This window comes from Streptomyces sp. TSRI0281 (assembly GCF_001905125.1).
Lineage (GTDB): Bacteria > Actinomycetota > Actinomycetes > Streptomycetales > Streptomycetaceae > Streptomyces.
On record NZ_LWLE01000033.1, the window covers coordinates 24,524 to 41,790 of the forward strand.

At 70.9% G+C, this 17,267-nt stretch carries 17 protein-coding genes; 15 read left to right on the top strand and 2 right to left on the bottom strand.

What is annotated here, in order from left to right; all coding sequences use genetic code 11:
- The first annotated feature begins 21 nt into the window (after positions 1 to 21).
- The 8 genes from hrcA to A6A29_RS29280 all read left to right on the top strand — a co-directional run bounded on the left by hrcA (position 22) and on the right by A6A29_RS29280 (position 7,106).
- Positions 22 to 1,038: a heat-inducible transcriptional repressor HrcA gene (hrcA, locus tag A6A29_RS29245; protein WP_073724497.1), complete on the top strand. Its 1,017-nt coding sequence runs from the start codon at positions 22 to 24 to the stop codon at positions 1,036 to 1,038.
- Positions 1,039 to 2,175 (top strand): molecular chaperone DnaJ, encoded by a 1,137-nt coding sequence (dnaJ, locus tag A6A29_RS29250; RefSeq protein ID WP_073724499.1) that lies wholly within the window; start codon positions 1,039 to 1,041, stop codon positions 2,173 to 2,175.
- Between the two features lie 131 nt (positions 2,176 to 2,306).
- A complete protein-coding gene (locus tag A6A29_RS29255; RefSeq protein ID WP_073724501.1) occupies positions 2,307 to 3,380 on the top strand; it encodes a nitronate monooxygenase in 1,074 nt (357 codons plus the stop codon).
- On the top strand, positions 3,377 to 4,123 hold the full coding sequence (locus A6A29_RS29260; protein ID WP_073724503.1) for a 16S rRNA (uracil(1498)-N(3))-methyltransferase: 747 nt from the start codon (positions 3,377 to 3,379) through the stop codon (positions 4,121 to 4,123). Before A6A29_RS29255 ends, A6A29_RS29260 begins: the two co-directional genes overlap by 4 nt.
- Before the next feature lie 146 nt (positions 4,124 to 4,269).
- Positions 4,270 to 4,716: a hypothetical protein gene (locus tag A6A29_RS29265; RefSeq protein WP_073724505.1), complete on the top strand. Its 447-nt coding sequence runs from the start codon at positions 4,270 to 4,272 to the stop codon at positions 4,714 to 4,716.
- A gap of 61 nt (positions 4,717 to 4,777) precedes the next feature.
- Positions 4,778 to 5,137 (top strand): histidine triad nucleotide-binding protein, encoded by a 360-nt coding sequence (locus A6A29_RS29270; protein ID WP_073724507.1) that lies wholly within the window; start codon positions 4,778 to 4,780, stop codon positions 5,135 to 5,137.
- A gap of 15 nt (positions 5,138 to 5,152) precedes the next feature.
- Positions 5,153 to 6,061, top strand: coding sequence for a ribonuclease Z (locus A6A29_RS29275; protein ID WP_073724509.1), 909 nt, complete (start codon positions 5,153 to 5,155; stop codon positions 6,059 to 6,061).
- A gap of 52 nt (positions 6,062 to 6,113) precedes the next feature.
- A complete protein-coding gene (locus A6A29_RS29280; RefSeq protein WP_073724511.1) occupies positions 6,114 to 7,106 on the top strand; it encodes an adenosine deaminase in 993 nt (330 codons plus the stop codon).
- On the opposite strand, the gene A6A29_RS29285 is transcribed toward A6A29_RS29280, so the two are convergent.
- On the bottom strand, positions 7,070 to 8,428 hold the full coding sequence (locus tag A6A29_RS29285) for an MFS transporter (protein WP_073724513.1): 1,359 nt from the start codon (positions 8,426 to 8,428) through the stop codon (positions 7,070 to 7,072). The genes A6A29_RS29280 and A6A29_RS29285 overlap by 37 nt on opposite strands.
- Before the next feature lie 393 nt (positions 8,429 to 8,821).
- Here A6A29_RS29285 and A6A29_RS29290 point away from each other — a divergent pair, with 393 nt between their 5' ends.
- The 5 genes from A6A29_RS29290 to A6A29_RS29310 all read left to right on the top strand — a co-directional run bounded on the left by A6A29_RS29290 (position 8,822) and on the right by A6A29_RS29310 (position 14,299).
- Positions 8,822 to 9,925 (top strand): carbohydrate kinase family protein, encoded by a 1,104-nt coding sequence (locus A6A29_RS29290; RefSeq protein ID WP_073724515.1) that lies wholly within the window; start codon positions 8,822 to 8,824, stop codon positions 9,923 to 9,925.
- 137 nt (positions 9,926 to 10,062) lie between these two features.
- Positions 10,063 to 12,159 carry a PhoH family protein gene (locus A6A29_RS29295; protein ID WP_073724517.1) on the top strand — a complete coding sequence of 699 codons (2,097 nt, stop codon included), beginning with the start codon at positions 10,063 to 10,065 and terminating at the stop codon, positions 12,157 to 12,159.
- Positions 12,160 to 12,171: 12 nt separating this feature from the next.
- Positions 12,172 to 12,669: an rRNA maturation RNase YbeY gene (ybeY, locus tag A6A29_RS29300; protein WP_073724519.1), complete on the top strand. Its 498-nt coding sequence runs from the start codon at positions 12,172 to 12,174 to the stop codon at positions 12,667 to 12,669.
- Positions 12,666 to 13,949, top strand: coding sequence for a hemolysin family protein (locus A6A29_RS29305; protein WP_073724521.1), 1,284 nt, complete (start codon positions 12,666 to 12,668; stop codon positions 13,947 to 13,949). The genes ybeY and A6A29_RS29305 overlap by 4 nt, the downstream gene beginning before the upstream one ends.
- A complete protein-coding gene (locus A6A29_RS29310) occupies positions 13,946 to 14,299 on the top strand; it encodes an MmcQ/YjbR family DNA-binding protein (protein ID WP_073724523.1) in 354 nt (117 codons plus the stop codon). The genes A6A29_RS29305 and A6A29_RS29310 overlap by 4 nt, the downstream gene beginning before the upstream one ends.
- 82 nt (positions 14,300 to 14,381) lie before the next feature.
- On the opposite strand, the gene A6A29_RS29315 is transcribed toward A6A29_RS29310, so the two are convergent.
- Positions 14,382 to 15,827, bottom strand: coding sequence for an MFS transporter (locus tag A6A29_RS29315; protein WP_073724525.1), 1,446 nt, complete (start codon positions 15,825 to 15,827; stop codon positions 14,382 to 14,384).
- A gap of 100 nt (positions 15,828 to 15,927) precedes the next feature.
- On the opposite strand from A6A29_RS29315, the gene A6A29_RS29320 reads away from it, so the two are divergent.
- Both A6A29_RS29320 and A6A29_RS29325 read left to right on the top strand, forming a co-directional pair.
- Positions 15,928 to 16,824, top strand: coding sequence for a helix-turn-helix transcriptional regulator (locus tag A6A29_RS29320; RefSeq protein WP_073724527.1), 897 nt, complete (start codon positions 15,928 to 15,930; stop codon positions 16,822 to 16,824).
- A 48-nt stretch (positions 16,825 to 16,872) separates the two neighbouring features.
- On the top strand, positions 16,873 to 17,226 hold the full coding sequence (locus tag A6A29_RS29325) for a cytidine deaminase (RefSeq protein WP_073724530.1): 354 nt from the start codon (positions 16,873 to 16,875) through the stop codon (positions 17,224 to 17,226).
- Positions 17,227 to 17,267: the final 41 nt, after the last annotated feature.

The following is a 17,267-nucleotide window of genomic DNA, read 5'->3' on the forward strand; positions in this document are numbered from 1 at the left end:
CGACAGCTGGAGGTGTGCGCGATGCTCAGCGAACGCAGACTCGAAGTGCTGCGCGCCATCGTCCAGGACTATGTCGGCACCGAGGAGCCCGTCGGCTCCAAGGCGCTCACGGAGCGGCACAAGCTCGGGGTCTCCCCGGCCACCATCCGCAATGACATGGCCGTGCTGGAGGATGAGGGATTCATCGCCCAGCCGCACACGAGCGCGGGGCGCATCCCGACGGACAAGGGCTACCGGCTCTTCGTCGACCGGCTGGCGGGCGTCAAGCCGCTGTCCTCGCCGGAGCGCCGCGCCATTCAGAATTTCCTCGACGGCGCGGTCGACCTCGACGATGTCGTGGGCCGCACCGTACGGCTGCTCGCGCAGCTGACCCGGCAGGTCGCCGTCGTGCAGTACCCCTCGCTGACCCGCTCGACGGTGCGGCATGTGGAGCTGCTGGCGCTGGCTCCCGCCCGGCTGATGCTGGTCCTGATCACCGACACCGGCCGGGTCGAACAGCGTATGATCGACTGCCCCGCGCCGTTCGGTGAGACCTCTCTCGCCGATCTGCGGGCCCGGCTCAACAGCCGGGTCGTCGGACGCCGCTTCGCGGATGTTCCGCAACTGGTGCAGGAGCTGCCGGAATCCTTCGACAGCGAGGACCGGGCCACCGTCTCCACGGTGCTCTCCGTCCTTCTCGAAACGCTGGTCGAGGAGACGGAGGAGCGGCTGATGATCGGCGGCACCTCCAACCTCACCCGCTTCGGGCACGACTTCCCGGTGATGATCCGGCCGGTGCTGGAAGCACTGGAGGAGCAGGTCGTGCTGCTGAAGCTGCTCGGTGAGGCAACGGACTCGGGCATGACCGTACGTATCGGGCACGAGAACGCCCATGAGGGGCTCAACTCCACGTCCGTCGTCGCGGTCGGCTACGGTTCGGGCGACGAGGCAGTCGCCAAACTCGGCGTGGTCGGACCGACCCGCATGGACTACCCCGGAACGATGGGAGCGGTACGCGCAGTGGCACGTTACGTCGGACAGATCCTGGCGGATTCGTAAGTGGCCACGGACTACTACGCCGTACTAGGCGTGCGCCGCGACGCATCTCAGGACGAGATCAAGAAGGCATTCCGGCGGCTCGCCCGCGAGCTGCACCCGGATGTCAACCCGGATCCGAAGACCCAGGAGCGGTTCAAGGAGATCAACGCCGCTTACGAGGTGTTGTCGGACCCGCAGAAGAAGCAGGTCTACGACCTCGGTGGCGACCCGCTGTCCGCCTCCGGCGGAGGTGGCGCGGGCGGATTCGGACAAGGTGGCTTCGGCAACTTCTCCGACATCATGGACGCGTTCTTCGGCACGGCATCGCAGCGCGGACCCCGTTCGCGTACCCGGCGGGGCCAGGACGCGATGATCCGGCTGGAGATCGACCTCTCCGAGGCGGCCTTCGGCACCACCAAGGACATCCAGGTCGACACGGCGGTCGTCTGTACGACCTGCAGTGGCGAGGGCGCGGCCCCCGGCACCTCGGCCCAGACCTGTGACATGTGCCGCGGTCGCGGCGAGGTCTCCCAGGTCACCCGGTCCTTCCTGGGCCAGGTCATGACCTCGCGGCCCTGCCCGCAGTGCCAGGGCTTCGGTACGGTCGTGCCGACGCCCTGCCCGGAGTGCGCCGGTGACGGCCGCATCCGCTCGCGGCGCACCCTCACCGTGAAGATCCCCGCGGGCGTCGACAACGGCACCCGCATCCAGCTCGCCGGTGAGGGCGAGGTCGGCCCCGGCGGCGGACCGGCCGGCGATCTGTACGTCGAGATCCACGAGCTGTCGCACGCGGTGTTCCAGCGGCGTGGCGACGATCTGCACTGCACGGTCACCATCCCGATGACGGCGGCGTCGCTCGGCACCAAGGTGCCACTGGAGACGCTCGACGGCCTGGAGGAGATCGACATCAGGCCGGGCACCCAGTCCGGTCAGTCGGTGCCGCTGCACGGGCGCGGGATCACGCATCTGCGCGGCGGTGGCCGGGGCGACCTGATCGTGCATGTCGAAGTACTGACCCCGTCCAAGCTGGACGCGGAGCAGGAGCGACTGCTGCGCGAGCTGGCGAAGCTGCGCGGCGAGGAACGGCCCATCGGCCAGTTTCAGCCAGGTCAGCAAGGGCTGTTCTCCCGGCTGAAGGACGCTTTCAACGGCCGCTGAACCGGTCTCGGCCTGTCACCGCACCGCCCGTCGGTCTTGTACCGACGGGCGGTGCTGCGTACAGCGGTATACCGGTCATGCCGTCTCATGGCTGATTCGGCCCTGTGCGCCGGACATGGCACGATGCGGTCATGTCCTCCGAGTTGACCGATCTCTGCCGGTATCCGATCGTGCAGGCCCCTATGGCGGGCGGTGTCTCCTCGCCGGAACTCGTCGGCGCCGTCGCCGCCGCCGGGGGGCTCGGGTTCCTCGCCGCCGGGTACAAGACGACGGACGGCATGTACAACGAGATCAAACAGGTGCGCAGGCTGACCGGCGGGCCGTTCGGCGTCAACCTCTTCATGCCGCAGCCCGCCCTCGCCGACCCGAGCGCAGTCGAGGTCTACTGCCACCAGCTCGCCGGTGAGGCCGTCTGGTACGAGACCCCGCTCGGCGACCCGGACACCAGCGGCGACGACGGCTACGAGGCCAAGGTCGCGATCCTCCTGGAGGACCCGGTCCCCGCGGTCTCCTTCACCTTCGGCTGCCCCACCCGCGACACACTGGACGCCTTCGCCAAGGCGGGCACGTACACCGTCGTGACGGTCACCACCGCCGAGGAGGCGCAGTGCGCCCAGTGGGTGGGCGCCGACGCCGTCTGCGTCCAGGGCGTCGAGGCGGGCGGCCACCAGTCCACGCACCGCGACGACCCGCAGGCCGACAACACCGGCATCGGGCTGCTCTCCCTCGTCGCCCAGGTCCGCGAGACGGTACAACTGCCCGTCATCGCGGCGGGCGGGCTGATGCGCGGCTCCCAGATCGCCGCTGTGCTCGCGGCGGGCGCGGACGCGGCCCAGCTCGGCACGGCGTTCCTGGCCTGCCCCGAGTCCGGGGCGCATCCCCTGCACAAGCAGTCCCTGACCAACCCCCTGTTCGTCCGCACGGCGCTGACCCGGGCGTTCTCCGGCCGCCCGGCCCGCGGCCTGGTCAACCGCTTCATGACCGAGCACGGCCCGTACGCCCCCGCCGCCTACCCGCAGGTCCACTATGTGACGAGCGGGCTGCGCAAGGCCGCCGCCCGCACCGGGGACGCCCAGGGCATGGCACTGTGGGCCGGACAAGGGCACCGGATGGCACGCGAGCTGCCCGCCGGAGAGCTGATCGACCTGCTCGCCACCGAACTGGAAGCCGCCCGGGTGGCAGTGAGCGGAAGGAGTGCCCAGTGACGGCACCGGTCTTCGTCGTCGAACGGATGCCCAGCGGGCCCGAGTTCGTCCTGGACGGCCCCGAAGGGCGGCACGCCGTCTCCGTGCGGAGGCTGCACGCCGGTGAGGACGTCGTCCTGACGGACGGTCTGGGCCGGTGGGCGGAGGGCGTCGTACGGGCCGCCGAGGGCAAGGACCGGCTGGTGATCACGGACCTCGCGACCGTTCACGAGGAGCCCGCGCCCACCCCCCGTATCACCGTCGTCCAGGCCCTGCCCAAGGGTGACCGCGGCGAGGTCGCGGTGGAGACGATGACGGAGACGGGCATCGACGCCGTCGTCCCGTGGCAGGCCGCGCGCTGCATCACGCAGTGGAAGGGCGACCGCGGCCTCAAGTCCCTGGCGAAGTGGCGCGCCACTGCCAGGGAGGCGGGAAAGCAGTCGCGCCGGGTCCGGTTCCCCGAGATCACGGAGGCGATGACGACCAAACAGGTCGCCGCCCTGCTGGCCGCGGCGGACTTCGCGGGCGTGCTGCACGAGGACCGGGACTGCGACAGCGAACCGCTCGCCACCGCCGAACTCCCGGCGCGGGGCGAGATCGTGCTCGTCGTCGGCCCGGAGGGCGGCGTCTCCCCGCAGGAACTCGCCGCCTTCGCCGAGGCGGGCGCGCGGCCCTACCGGCTGGGCCGCAGCGTGCTGCGCACCTCCACGGCGGGGACGGCCGCTGCCGCCCTGCTGCTGGGCCGCACCGGACGCTGGGGCTGAGGGGCCGGAAGGGCGGAGTCCGGTAGCTCCGGGGGCTGTTGCGGCCGGGACCGGCATGTTCCGATTCGGACCGGCATGTTCCGATCCGGACTGGGCTGTTCCGGCCTGGATGCCCCGGACCGGCATGTTCCGTCCCGTGAGCGGACGTGTTCCCGAACCGGACCGGGCTGTTCAAGGACGTCCGGCTTCCGGCGAAGGCCTCGGCGTACGCCGACGCGCTCACCGCGGACCCGGGCTCCGCGCTGCTGCGCGCCAAGCTGGACCTGACCGTGTTCCGGATGCTGCGCGGCACCCGCTGGCTCGCCGTGCTCAGCCTCTGCATCGCGGGCGTGTCGATCGACCTCTTCCCGACCGAGGGCGAGGCCCCCAGGGAACTGCCCCTGTCGTTCGGCACCCGGCTGTACGCGATCGCGCTGATGGCCGTGGCCTGGGGCCTCGGCGCCCTCCTCCGCTACCGCCGACTGCGCAACGGGATCCGGCTCACCCTCCGGTCCCTGCTGAGCCGCGAACGCGGCATCCCCCAGGCGCTGTTCTGGACGGGCCTGATACCGGTCCTGCTGACGATCTGGTTCGACCGGCCGCGCAAGAAGTGATCCGCACCGACCCGGATAGCATGCCCCTGTACTGATCACCGACGACCGAGGAGACCCGGCCATGGCGGGAGAGCCGCAGACCGACTGCCTGTTCTGCAAGATCGTCTCGGGAGACATCCCGGCGACCATCGTCCGCGAGAGCGAGACGACCGTCGCCTTCCGCGACATCAACCCGCAGGCCCCGACACACGTCCTGGTCATCCCCAAGGCGCACTACCCGGACGCCGCCTCGCTGGCCGCCGCCGAACCGCAGATCGCCGCGGACATGCTGCGCGAGGCCGGACAGGTCGCCGCCGACGAGAAGATCGACGGGAGCGGCTACCGGCTGGTCCTCAACACCGGCTCCGGCGCCGGCCAGACCGTCTTCCACGCCCACGCCCATGTACTGGGAGGCCGCGGCCTCCAGTGGCCCCCCGGATAACGGGCGCCCCCAGCCATGTCCGTACGAGAACTGGTGGTGCTCGGCACCGCCAGCCAGGTCCCCACCCGGCACCGCAACCACAACGGCTATCTCCTGCGCTGGGACGGCGAGGGCATCCTCTTCGATCCCGGCGAGGGGACCCAGCGCCAGATGCTCCGGGCCGGTGTCGCCGCGCACGACATCAACCGGATCTGCGTCACGCACTTCCACGGCGACCACTCGCTGGGCCTGGCCGGAGTGATCCAGCGGATCAACCTGGACCAGGTGCCGCACCCCGTCACCGCGCACTACCCGGCGAGCGGGCAGCACTTCTTCGAGCGGCTGCGGTACGCGACCGCCTACCGCGAGTCCGTCGAGCTGACCGAGGCGCCCGTCGCCGCCGACGGGGTGCTGGCCACCACGGACACGTACACCCTCGACACCCACCGGCTCTCGCACCCCGTCGAGTCGTACGGCTACCGGCTGACCGAACCCGACACCCGGCGCATGCTGCCCGCCAGGCTCGCCGAGCACGGCATCCGGGGCCCGGACGTCGGCCGGATCCAGCGCGAGGGAGCACTCGGCGCGATCACGCTCGACGAGGTCTCCGAGCACCGGCGCGGACAGCGGTTCGCGTTCATCATGGACACCAGGCTCTGCGACGGCGTGTACGCGCTCGCCGAGGGCTGCGACATGCTGGTCATCGAGTCGACCTTCCTCGACGAGGACGAACGGCTGGCCACCGACCACGGCCACCTGACCGCCGGACAGGCGGCCCGGGTGGCGAAGGAAGCGGGCGTACGGCACCTCGTGCTGACCCACTTCTCGCAGCGGTACAACGACCCGGGGCTCTTCGAGGCCCAGGCCCGCGCCGCAGGGTTCGAGGGCGGACTCACCGTCGCCCAGGACCTGATCCGGGTCCCGCTGCCCACCCGGCACCTCTGAATCACGGCAGCACCCGAAACACACCAGCACCACCATTCGTGAGCGAGACGACGTGCACCTCCCCAAGGCAGAACTCCACCTCCACATCGAAGGCACCCTCGAACCCGAGCTGGCCTTCGCGCTCGCCGAACGCAACGGGGTGAAGCTGCCGTACGCCACCACCGAGGAGCTGCGCACCGCCTACCTCTTCGACGACCTCCAGACCTTCCTCGACCTGTACTACGCGCTGATGGCGGTGCTGCGGACCGAGGACGACTTCACCGAACTCGCCGACGCCTACCTCACCCGCGCCGCCGCCCAGGGCGTACGGCACGCGGAGATCTTCTTCGACCCGCAGGCGCACACCGCCCGCGGCGTCCCGATCGGCACCGTGATCGAGGGACTCGGCAGGGCGCTGGAGCGCAGCGAGGAGACGCACGGCATCTCCACCCAGCTGATCCTGTGCTTCCTGCGCGACCGGTCGGCCGAATCGGCGCTGGAGACCCTGGAGGCGGCGAAGCCGTATCTGCACCGGATCAGCGCCGTCGGCCTGGACTCGGCGGAGGTCGGCAACCCGCCCGCCATATTCCGTGAGGTGTACGAGGCGGCCGCGGCGCTCGGACTGCGCAAGGTCGCCCACGCGGGGGAGGAGGGCCCGCCGGAGTACATCCGGGAGGCCCTGGACGTCCTGGGCGTCGAGCGCATCGACCACGGACTGCGCTGCATGGAGGACCCCGGCCTGGTACGGCGGCTGGTCGCGGACCGGATCCCGCTCACGCTCTGCCCGCTGTCCAACGTACGGCTGCGCGCCATCGACATCCTGGAGGACCACCCCCTGCGGGAGATGATGGCCGCCGGGCTGCTCTGCACGGTGAACTCCGACGACCCCGCCTACTTCGGCGGGTACGTCGGAGACACCTTCCACGCGGTCCACGAGGCGCTCGCCCTGGACCACGAACAGCTGCGCACGCTGGCCCGCAACTCCTTCGAGGCGGCCTTCCTCGACCACGACGAGGAGCGCAGGGCGCGCTACCTCTCCGAGGTCGAGGCGTACGCGTTCGACTGACCGGACCCGCCCGCCGGACCGGCCGTCCGGAACGCGTTCCGGCCCAGGCGCCTGCGGCGCAGCGCGGGCACCGCGAGTTCCGTGACGGCCTGTTCCGGTGCACCGAGCTTGGGCACGGCGCCGGGCAGGCCACCGGTGGTCGCGGCGAGCAGCGCGGCCGGGGCACCACCGCGACGGCGGACCGAGCCGGGCACCAGCGGACGGCCACCGGTGTGGAGGGCGACGGCGGTGACGGGGGCCGCCACCAGCAGGGTGACCGCTCCCAGGACCAGGCCCATCGCCGGATAACCGGCCTGCTCGGAGAGCACACTGCCCAGGAGCGGGCCGCAGGCCACCCCGACGGACGAGGCCGAGCCCGCGAGGACCGCCCAGCGTCCGCGTATGTCCAGCGAGGCGGCGAGGCCGATCAGATACGACAGGACCACCGGGTAGACGGTGTTCCACAGGATCTCGCCGGTCGCGAACGAACCGAGGTCCCGCGCCGAGGAACTGAGCACGATGCTCACCGCGATGATCATCGTGCCGAGCCCGATCGGTACTGCCCTGCCGAGCCGCGCGCCCAGCATTCCGGCACCCATCACACCGAGCAGCCCGGCTCCGAGCGCGGCGGCGAACACCGCGCCGATGGTGACCTCGGAGAGCCCCACCTGTACGACACCGATGCGGCTGCTCACCCCCCACAGCGCGTTCTGCGCCATGGACCAGATGAGCATCCCGGCCGCCAGCACCAGACCGGAGCGGCGGTGCGGCAGGCGTCCGGAGACCTGCGCCGGGCTCCGCGCCGCCGTGGCGGTACCGAGCCGTGCGGCGGCGGGCCAGACGAGCAGGGCGACCAGTGCGATCGAGGCGAACGGCAGCCGGTGGCCGCCGCCCAGGTGCGGGATCGTCAGATAGAGGGCGCCCGCGGTCGCGGAGACGGTGAGCAGCCCGAGCGACGAGGTCCGGTGCGGGTCGCGCTGGGCGGCGATCCCGGCGGCGGCGACGGCGGTCGCCGTACCGGAACCGAGGCCACCGATCATCGCGCCCAGGACCACCAGCGGAACGGACCCGGCCAGCGCGGCACAGCCGTAGCCCACTATCGCCAGCGTCAGTCCGATACGTGCCGGTCTCCGCGCCCCCCAGCGCTCGACGCGGCCCGCCAGAGTGAAACCGGCACTGGCCGAACTCAGCAGTAGTGCACTGCCGACCAGGCCCGCCTGGGCCGCACTGAGGCCCAGATGGACGCTGAGCCGGCCGACGATGGTGGGGAGCAGATAGGCGGCGAGGTAACCGGCGGTGAACACGGCAACCAAGGGCCACGCGGCGCGAGGGCGCGAGGACATGGGCGTTCCTGAAGACATGCCTGAGAAGGCAGGGGGTGGCAAGGCGGGGAGGGTGGAACGAGGGGGGTGGAGCCAGGGGTGAAGACAGGGGTGGGGCAAGGGGGAAAAGCGGAAAATGAGGGGAGATGGGGCACTCGTCGGTAACAGCCCCCAACGGTGCTCGCGGGCCAATTTGTATCAAGTGCTCCCAGCCGATCGAAAGCCGCTCCAGTGTGATCTAGGTCACTTATGCGTTTATGCATTCCAGAGCCGGGTAACAGCGCATGTTTATGCAGGTCAGGTCGGTCTGAGCGGCACGGCGCAAACACCCCGTCCGACGACGCGAATCGGGCACACTGACCGGATCGGGCAGCGAACGCACGGACCAGATCCGCCACGGCCGGGGAGCGCACGGTGAGCACAGACATTCCAGGCATCGACCCGCTGCTGGCGCTGCGCGCCCCGCAGGACCCCGCGTGCGACGTCTTCCTGACCGGCACGGTCTTCCTCGACATCATCTTCACCGGGCTGGACAGCGCCCCGGTGCGCGGCACCGAGTCCTGGGCGCGGGGCATGGGCTCCAGCCCCGGCGGCGTCGCCAACATGGCCACCGCCCTCTCCCGGCTCGGCCTGCACACCTCACTGGCCGCGGCCTTCGGCGACGACCACTACGGGGAGTACTGCTGGGACGCCCTCGAACAGGGCGAAGGCATCGACCTGTCGATGTCCCGCACCGTCCCCGGCTGGCACTCGCCGGTCACGGTCTCCATGGCCTACGAGGGCGAGCGGACGATGGTCTCCCACGGCCACGAGGCGCCGGCCCCCGCCATGGCCACCGTGCCCGGCCGGACGTTCCCGCACTGCCCGCCGCGCGCACGGGCCGCCGTCGCCTCACTCGCCCCGGGCCGCAGCGAACCCTGGGTGGCCTCCGCCGCCCGGCACGGCGCCCGGATCTTCGCCGATGTCGGCTGGGACGAGACCGGCCGCTGGGACCTGGACGCGCTGCCGGACCTGGCGCACTGCGAGGCGTTCCTGCCCAACGCCGAGGAGGCGATGCGCTACACCCGCACCGACTGCCCGCGAGCCGCCGCCCACGCACTCGCCGGCCGCGTGCCCCTCGCCGTGGTCACCCTGGGCGCGGAAGGGGCGTACGCGGTCGACGGGCGGACCGGCGCCACGGCCGAGGTGCCCGCCATCGACGTGGCGGCACTCGATCCGACCGGCGCCGGTGATGTCTTCGTCGCCGGGTTCGTCACCGGGACCCTCGCCAACTGGCCGCTGGCCGACCGGCTGGCCTTCGCCGGGCTGACCGCGGCCCTCTCGGTGCAGGAGTTCGGCGGCTCGCTGTCCGCTCCCGGCTGGGCGGAGATCGCCGCCTGGTGGCAGCAGGTGCGCACCTGCGCCGACCAGGACCCGGCCGCGCTGGAGCGGTACGCGTTCCTCCAGGAACTGCTGCCCGCCGCCGCCCGCTCCTGGCCGCTGCGCCGCGCGGTGCCGACGATCGGCTTCCGTCAGTGAGCGGGTGAGCCGGTGAACACGTGCCCGGTAAAACCTCTCGGTGTTGTCGGTGGTGAGTCGTAGGCTTGGTAATCCAGAGGTTGTCGAGCAGCGAGAACCCTGCAACGGGAGGTATGCGCAGGCCCGCGGGCCGGCCCATGACTCAGACACCCACACAGCCGCAGGCGCGTGCCCAGATCAGGATTCCGGCCGCACACCCCATGGTGATGCTCCTGGGATCGGGCGACTCGCTGCTGCGCGTGATCGAAACGGCTTTCCCGGCGGCCGACATCCATGTCCGGGGCAACGAGATCAGTGCCACGGGCGAGGCAGCCGATGTCGCCCTGATCCAGCGCCTGTTCGACGAGATGATGCTGGTGCTCCGCACCGGGCAGCCGATGACGGAGGACGCAGTGGAACGGTCGATCGCCATGCTCCGGGCGAGCGGCAACGGGCAGGGGGGCCCGCACGGCGAGACACCCGCCGAGGTGCTCACACAGAACATCCTCTCCAGCCGCGGCCGCACCATCCGCCCCAAGACCCTCAACCAGAAGCGGTATGTCGACGCGATCGACAAGCACACGATCGTCTTCGGCATCGGACCCGCCGGTACGGGCAAGACCTACCTCGCCATGGCGAAGGCGGTCCAGGCCCTCCAGTCCAAGCAGGTCAGCCGGATCATCCTGACCCGGCCCGCCGTCGAGGCGGGGGAGCGGCTCGGCTTCCTGCCGGGCACGCTCTTCGACAAGATCGACCCGTATCTGCGCCCGCTCTACGACGCCCTCCACGACATGCTCGACCCCGACTCGATCCCGCGGCTGATGGCGGCGGGCACGATCGAGGTGGCGCCGCTGGCTTATATGCGGGGCCGGGCGCAACCCGTCTTCACGAACGTCCTGACGCCGGACGGCTGGTGCCCCATCGGCGATCTCCGGGTCGGTGACCTCGTCATCGGGTCGAACGGCGAGCCGACCCCGGTGCTGGGCGTCTACCCGCAGGGCGAGAAGGACATCTACCGCGTCAGCGCACAGGACGGCTCCTGGACGCTGTGCTGCGGCGAGCACCTGTGGACCGTTCGCACGGCCTCCGACCGCCGCCGTGACAAGCCGTGGCGGGTCCTGGAGACCCGGGAGATGATCGGCAACCTCCGCGCGGCGCACGCCCGCCGCTACGAGCTGCCGATGCTGACCGCGCCGGTGAGCCACCCCGAGCGTGACGTTCCCATGGATCCGTACGCGCTGGGGCTCCTGCTTGGCGACGGATGCCTCACCGGCTCCACCACGCCGTCGTACGCCACGGCGGACCCGGAGCTGGCCGAGGCACTGGAGGGAGCCCTCACGGGCATCACCCTGCGGCACCGGGGCGGGCCGGACTACGTACTGAACCGGATCAAGGCGCCGGGCGACGTGGTCACCCTGGAGAACCCCGTCACCGGCATCCTGCGTCAGCTGGACCTGCTGGGGACCCGGTCGCACTCCAAGTTCGTCCCGGACGACTATCTGCTCAACTCCGCCGAGGTGCGCCTGGGAGTGCTGCAGGGACTCCTCGACTCCGACGGCGGTCCGGTCACGCAGGCGGACCGCACCTGCCGTATCCAGTACTCGACGTTGTCGATCGCCCTGCGGGACGATGTGATCGCCCTCGTGCGGTCGCTGGGAGGCGTCGCGTACACGCGCCGCCGGGCCGCCGAAGGGCGGGCACCCGGCCCCGCCCAGGGGCGGGAGGTGCACCACCGCTACGACGCCCACGTCGTCGATATCCGTCTTCCCGAGGGCATCGAGCCCTTCCGTCTCGCCCGCAAGGCGGACGCGTACCACGCTGCCGGCGGCGGCGGACGCCCCATGCGCTTCATCGACGGCATCGAGCCGGCGGGCCGTGAGGAGGCCGTTTGCATTCAGGTGGCGGCCGAGGACTCGCTCTACGTCACCCAGGACTATCTGCTGACGCACAACACCCTCAATGACGCCTTCATCATTCTCGACGAGGCGCAGAACACCAGCGCCGAGCAGATGAAGATGTTCCTCACCCGGCTCGGCTTCGACTCGAAGATCGTCGTCACGGGTGATGTCACCCAGGTCGACCTGCCGAGCGGCACGAAGAGCGGTCTGCGGCAGGTCCAGGACATCCTGGAGGGTGTCGAGGACGTGCACTTCTCCCGGCTCACCTCCCAGGATGTCGTCCGGCACAAGCTGGTCGGCCGTATCGTCGACGCGTACGAGAAGTACGACAGCCGAGACAGCCACAACGGGAAGTAGTCGCAGCGCACCATGTCGATCGACGTCAACAACGAGTCCGGAACCGAGGTCGACGAGCAGGCGATCCTCGACATCGCCCGCTACGCGCTCGCCCGGATGCGGATCCACCCGCTGTCCGAACTCTCGGTGATCGTGGTGGACACCGACGCCATGGAGCAGCTCCACATCCAGTGGATGGACCTCCCCGGTCCGACGGATGTCATGTCCTTCCCGATGGACGAACTGCGTCCGCCGGCCAAGGACGACGAGGAGCCCCCGCAGGGGCTCCTCGGTGACATCGTGCTCTGCCCGGAGGTCGCGAAGAAGCAGGGTGAAGAGGCGGAGACCCAGCACTCCATGGACGAGGAGCTTCAGCTCCTGACCGTTCATGGAGTGCTGCATCTGCTGGGCTACGACCATGAGGAGCCGGACGAGAAGGCCGAGATGTTCGGTCTTCAGGCGGCCATCGTCGACGGCTGGCGCGGCGAGCACGGACTCACCGGCGCCTCGCCCGCCCCCACCGTCTCGTGAGCCTCCCGCTCATCACCGGTGCCGTCCTGCTGGTCGTCGTCGGCTGGCTGGCGGCCTGCGCGGAGACGGGCATCGCCCGCACGTCGAGCTTCCGGGCGGCGGAGGCGGTACGGGCGGGGCGGCGCGGCAGCGCGAAGCTGGCGCAGATCGCGGCCGACCCGACCCGGTATCTCAATGTCGCCCTGCTGGTGCGGGTCGCCAGCGAGATGTCCGCCGGGGTGCTCGTCACCTACGCCTGCCTGAAGGAGTTCCCGCAGACCTGGGAGGCGCTGGCCGTGGCGATGGGCGTGATGGTCCTCGTCAGCTATGTCGCCATCGGGGTCTCCCCGCGCACCATCGGCCGCCAGCACCCGCTGAACACGGCGACGGCGGCGGCGTACGTCCTGCTGCCGCTGGCCAGGATCATGGGCCCGATCCCCCAGCTGTTGATCCTCCTCGGCAACGCGCTGACGCCCGGCAAGGGGTTCCGCAAGGGCCCGTTCGCCAGCGAGGCGGAGCTGCGGGCGATGGTCGACCTCGCGGAGGCGGAGTCGCTGATCGAGGACGACGAGCGCCGCATGGTGCACTCGGTCTTCGAACTGGGTGACACGCTCGTACGCGAAGTGATGGTGCCGCGCACCGACCTGGTCTGCATCGAGCGCTACAAGACGATCCGTCAGGCCCTGACGCTCGCCCTGCGCTCCGGTTTCTCGCGGATCCCGGTGACCGGGGAGAACGAGGACGACATAGTCGGCATCGTCTATCTCAAGGACCTGGTCCGCAAGACGCACATCAACCGGGAGTCGGAGGCCGATCTGGTCTCCACGGCGATGCGGCCCGCCGCGTTCGTGCCGGACACGAAGAACGCCGGGGACCTGCTGCGGGAGATGCAGCAGGACCGCAGCCATGTCGCGGTCGTCATCGACGAGTACGGCGGCACGGCGGGCATCGTCACGATCGAGGACATCCTGGAGGAGATCGTCGGTGAGATCACCGACGAGTACGACCGCGAACTCCCCCCGGTCCAGGAGCTGGAGAACGGCTGCTACCGGGTGACCGCACGCCTCGACATCGGCGACCTCGGCGAGCTGTTCGGGATCGACGAGTACGACGACGAGGACGTGGAGACGGTCGGCGGGCTTCTCGCGAAGGCGCTCGGCCGGGTCCCGATCGCCGGTGCGTCCGCGGTGGTCGACCTGCCCGACAGCAGGAAGCTCCGGCTGACCGCGGAGTCCCCGGCGGGCCGCCGGAACAAGATCGTCACGGTGCTGGTGGAGCCGGAAGGGGCACAAGCGGAATGACACCGGAGCGGCTGAGGGCGTTCTGCCTGGAGTTCAACGCGAGCGCGGAGGAGTTCCCGTTCGGCCCGGAGACCTCGGTCTTCAAGGTGCTCGGCAAGATGTTCGCGCTCAGCGCGCTGGACGGGCGGCCGCTGACGGTCAACCTGAAGTGCGACCCGGACGAGGCGGTACGGCTCCGGGAGGAGCACGCCGCGATCGTCCCCGGCTGGCACATGAACAAACGCCACTGGAACACGGTGACGGTCTCCGGGGTGCCGGACAGGAAGCTGCGCGAGCTGATCGAGGACTCGTACGACCTCGTGGTGGCGGGCCTGCCGAAAGCGGAACGGCTGCGGCTGGACCGGCCGTAGCGCGCCTCGACCACGGTTCTCGCACGGCCCCACGGGCCCGCTCCACGGTGTGACCGGTCGTGGAGCGGGCCCGTGGGTCTGTTCATCCGCGGCGCAGCCCCGCCGCCACCGCCGCTCCGGCCACCAGCAGGATCGCCGCGGCCACCGCCGCCACCGTCCGTACGCCGTCGAACAACACGTCCTGCGTGGTCGCCAGCACCCCCAGCAGCGGGATGCCGATGGTGATGCCGACCTGCTGGGTCGTGGTGACCAGCCCCGTCGCCAGGCCCTGCTCCTCGTCCGGGACACCCGATGTCACCGCCAGGCCGTACGAGATGATCGCGCCCAGGTGGCACATGCTCGCCAGCGAGACGGCCACGGTCGCCAGCAGGATGCCCGAGTCCTCGCCGAGTCCCAGCAGCGCGCCGATGAACACGCCCTGGCCGAGCAGTGACAGCGCCAGCGTCCGGCGGGCGCCGATGCGGCCGATGAGCTTCGGGGCGTACATCCCTGCCAGCACCGAGAACACTCCCTGCACCCCGAAGACCAGCCCCGTCCCGAGGGCGGACAGGTCCAGGACCTCCTGGAGGTACAGGGTCAGGACGAACACGACGGTGCTCATCATCGAGAAGGTGATCAGACCGCCCAGATTCCCGAAGGCCACCGTCCGCCGCCTCAGCATCGGGAGCGAGACCAGGGGTGCCGCCGAGCGGGACTCCACGACCACGAAGGCGATCAGCAGGGCCACGCCCAGGACCAGCGTGACCAGGACGTCCGCGCCGCCGAACCCGCGCTCGGCCGCCGTCGACAGGGCGTAGATCAGGGCCAGCAGACCACCGGTCACACTCACCGCGCCCGGCACGTCGAGCTTCGGCCGGTCCGTCGTACGCGACTCGCCGAGCACCTTCGGGGCCAGCACCAGCACCACGGCGGCGGCGATGCTCAGCAGCCCCATCGTGGAACGCCAGCCCAGTGTGTCGGTCAGTACGCCGCCCGCCACCATGCCCACCGTGAAGCCCAGCGAGAGCAGGGTCCCGCTGATTCCCAGCGCCCGGTCCCGCAGCGGGCCCTCCGGGAACGTGGTGGTGAGCAGCGACATCCCGGTCGGCACGATCACGGCCGCGCCGAGCCCCTGCAACGCCCGCCCGGCCAGGAACGAGGCCGGGTCCCAGGCCAGTGTCGCCAGCAACGAGGAAGCCCCGAAGACGACGAGCCCGGCGAGAAACAGCCTGCGCCTGCCGTACAGATCGGCGATCCGGCCGAACAGCAGCAGGAATCCGCCGGACGGCAGGGCGAACGCGGTGACCGCCCATTGCAGCCCGGACGTGCCCAGGCCCAGGTCCTTGCCGAGTACCGGCAGTGCCACGTTCAGTACGGAGAAGTCGAGCGCCACCATGAACTGGGCGGCGCACAGCACGAAGAGGACCAGCCGGGCCCGGCCGGAGAGCCGTTCCGGGGCGCCGGCCGGTGCCGAGGTGCGGGAGGCCGAGGAAGCCGGGGAGGCCGGGGAGGCCGGGGAGGCCGGGGACGGGGGAGTGTCGATCGCCATGGCCCCACCCTGCGGCCACAGGAATATCCGTGGGGAGCGGGAACTTATCCTGTTGCTCGCACCACCAGGCAGGAGCGCGCACGGACAGCAGGGGGAGTACGTGGCCACACCGGCCCAGCACGCGACGGACGGCATCAAGGCGCACCGGCTCGCCGAACTGCGCGAATTCCTGATGAGCCGACGGGCCCGGGTCACCCCGGCCGAGGCGGGTCTGCCGGACGGCGGTGCCCGTCGCCGCACCCCAGGACTGCGCCGCGAGGAGGTCGCCGTCCTCGCCGGGGTGGGCGTCTCCTGGTACCAGTGGCTGGAGCAGGGGCGCGACATCACCGTCTCCCCGCACGTGCTGGACGCGGTCGCCCGGGTGCTGCGGCTCAGCAGCGCCGAGCGCCGCCACCTCTACGCCCTGGCCGGGCTGAACCCGCCCCCGGCCGAGGTCGACCCGGCCCACGCGGACATGTGCGAGGGGCTGACCCGGCTGATCGACGCCTGGATGCCGTTCCCGGCCCACATCATGGACCGCTACTGGAACACCGTGCTGTACAACGACGCGGCCTCGATGGTGCTGGGTATGCGCCCCGGCATCGTGCAGAACTGTCTGATCGCCTTCTTCACCGATCCGGTCTACCGCTCCCGGTCCGGGACCGGCTGGTCCGCGCTCGCCCCGCAGGTCGTGGCGCAGTTCCGGGCCGCCTGCTCGGAGTGCCCGGACGACGAGGGCTTCCGGGCCGTCATCGACGAGGCGAAGGGGGCGAGCGCCGAGTTCGCCGAACTGTGGCAGCGGCGCGACGTCGCCCCGGGCGGCCAGGTCCGCAAGGAGCTGCACCACCCGGTGGTGGGCACCCTGTCCGTGGAGTCCACCCAGCTCCGGGTGCCGGCCCGGCCCGACCTGGCGATCGTGCTGCACACCCCGCTGCCGGCCACCGGCACGGAGAGCAAGCTCCAGTGGCTGGCCTCTCCGGAGGGCCGGCGCGGTTCGATGTACCCGGTGCCGGGGTGAGGCACCCCGTTGCCGCGTCCGGGTCCGCCCGCTTCGTATGCTCGTGCCATGACTGAGAGCACCGACCTCGACCCCGAGGACCGCAAGATCGTCACGCTGGCACGCAGCACCCGCGCCCGCAACGGGGTGCCCGAGGGCGCGGCCGTACGGGACGAGACGGGGCGTACGTATGTCGCGGGCACGGTGGCGCTGGAGTCGCTGAAGCTGAGTGCCCTGCAGACCGCCGTCGCGATGGCGGTGGCCAGCGGTGCCACGTCGCTGGAGGCAGCCGCGGTCGTCTCCGCGGCCGAGACCCCTTCGGACGCGGACCGGGCGGCGGTACGGGACCTGGGCGGGCCGGACACCCCGGTGCTGCTCGCCGGGCCCGACGGCACCGTACGGGTCAGGGTGACGGCGGGCTGATACCCCGGCAGCGGCGTACCGGCCGGCGAAGTGCCGCACCC

What these genes read in the sequence shown, in the direction of transcription:
- hrcA (WP_073724497.1), top strand. Translation starts at nt 22, where the DNA reads ATGCTCAGCGAACGCAGACTCGAAGTGCTGCGCGCCATCGTCCAGGAC.
- A6A29_RS29255 (WP_073724501.1), top strand. Translation starts at nt 2,307, where the DNA reads ATGTCCTCCGAGTTGACCGATCTCTGCCGGTATCCGATCGTGCAGGCC.
- A6A29_RS29270 (WP_073724507.1), top strand. Translation starts at nt 4,778, where the DNA reads ATGGCGGGAGAGCCGCAGACCGACTGCCTGTTCTGCAAGATCGTCTCG.
- A6A29_RS29275 (WP_073724509.1), top strand. Translation starts at nt 5,153, where the DNA reads ATGTCCGTACGAGAACTGGTGGTGCTCGGCACCGCCAGCCAGGTCCCC.
- A6A29_RS29285 (WP_073724513.1), bottom strand. Translation starts at nt 8,428, where the DNA reads ATGTCCTCGCGCCCTCGCGCCGCGTGGCCCTTGGTTGCCGTGTTCACC.
- A6A29_RS29295 (WP_073724517.1), top strand. Translation starts at nt 10,063, where the DNA reads ATGACTCAGACACCCACACAGCCGCAGGCGCGTGCCCAGATCAGGATT.
- ybeY (WP_073724519.1), top strand. Translation starts at nt 12,172, where the DNA reads ATGTCGATCGACGTCAACAACGAGTCCGGAACCGAGGTCGACGAGCAG.
- A6A29_RS29310 (WP_073724523.1), top strand. Translation starts at nt 13,946, where the DNA reads ATGACACCGGAGCGGCTGAGGGCGTTCTGCCTGGAGTTCAACGCGAGC.
- A6A29_RS29315 (WP_073724525.1), bottom strand. Translation starts at nt 15,827, where the DNA reads ATGGCGATCGACACTCCCCCGTCCCCGGCCTCCCCGGCCTCCCCGGCC.
- A6A29_RS29325 (WP_073724530.1), top strand. Translation starts at nt 16,873, where the DNA reads ATGACTGAGAGCACCGACCTCGACCCCGAGGACCGCAAGATCGTCACG.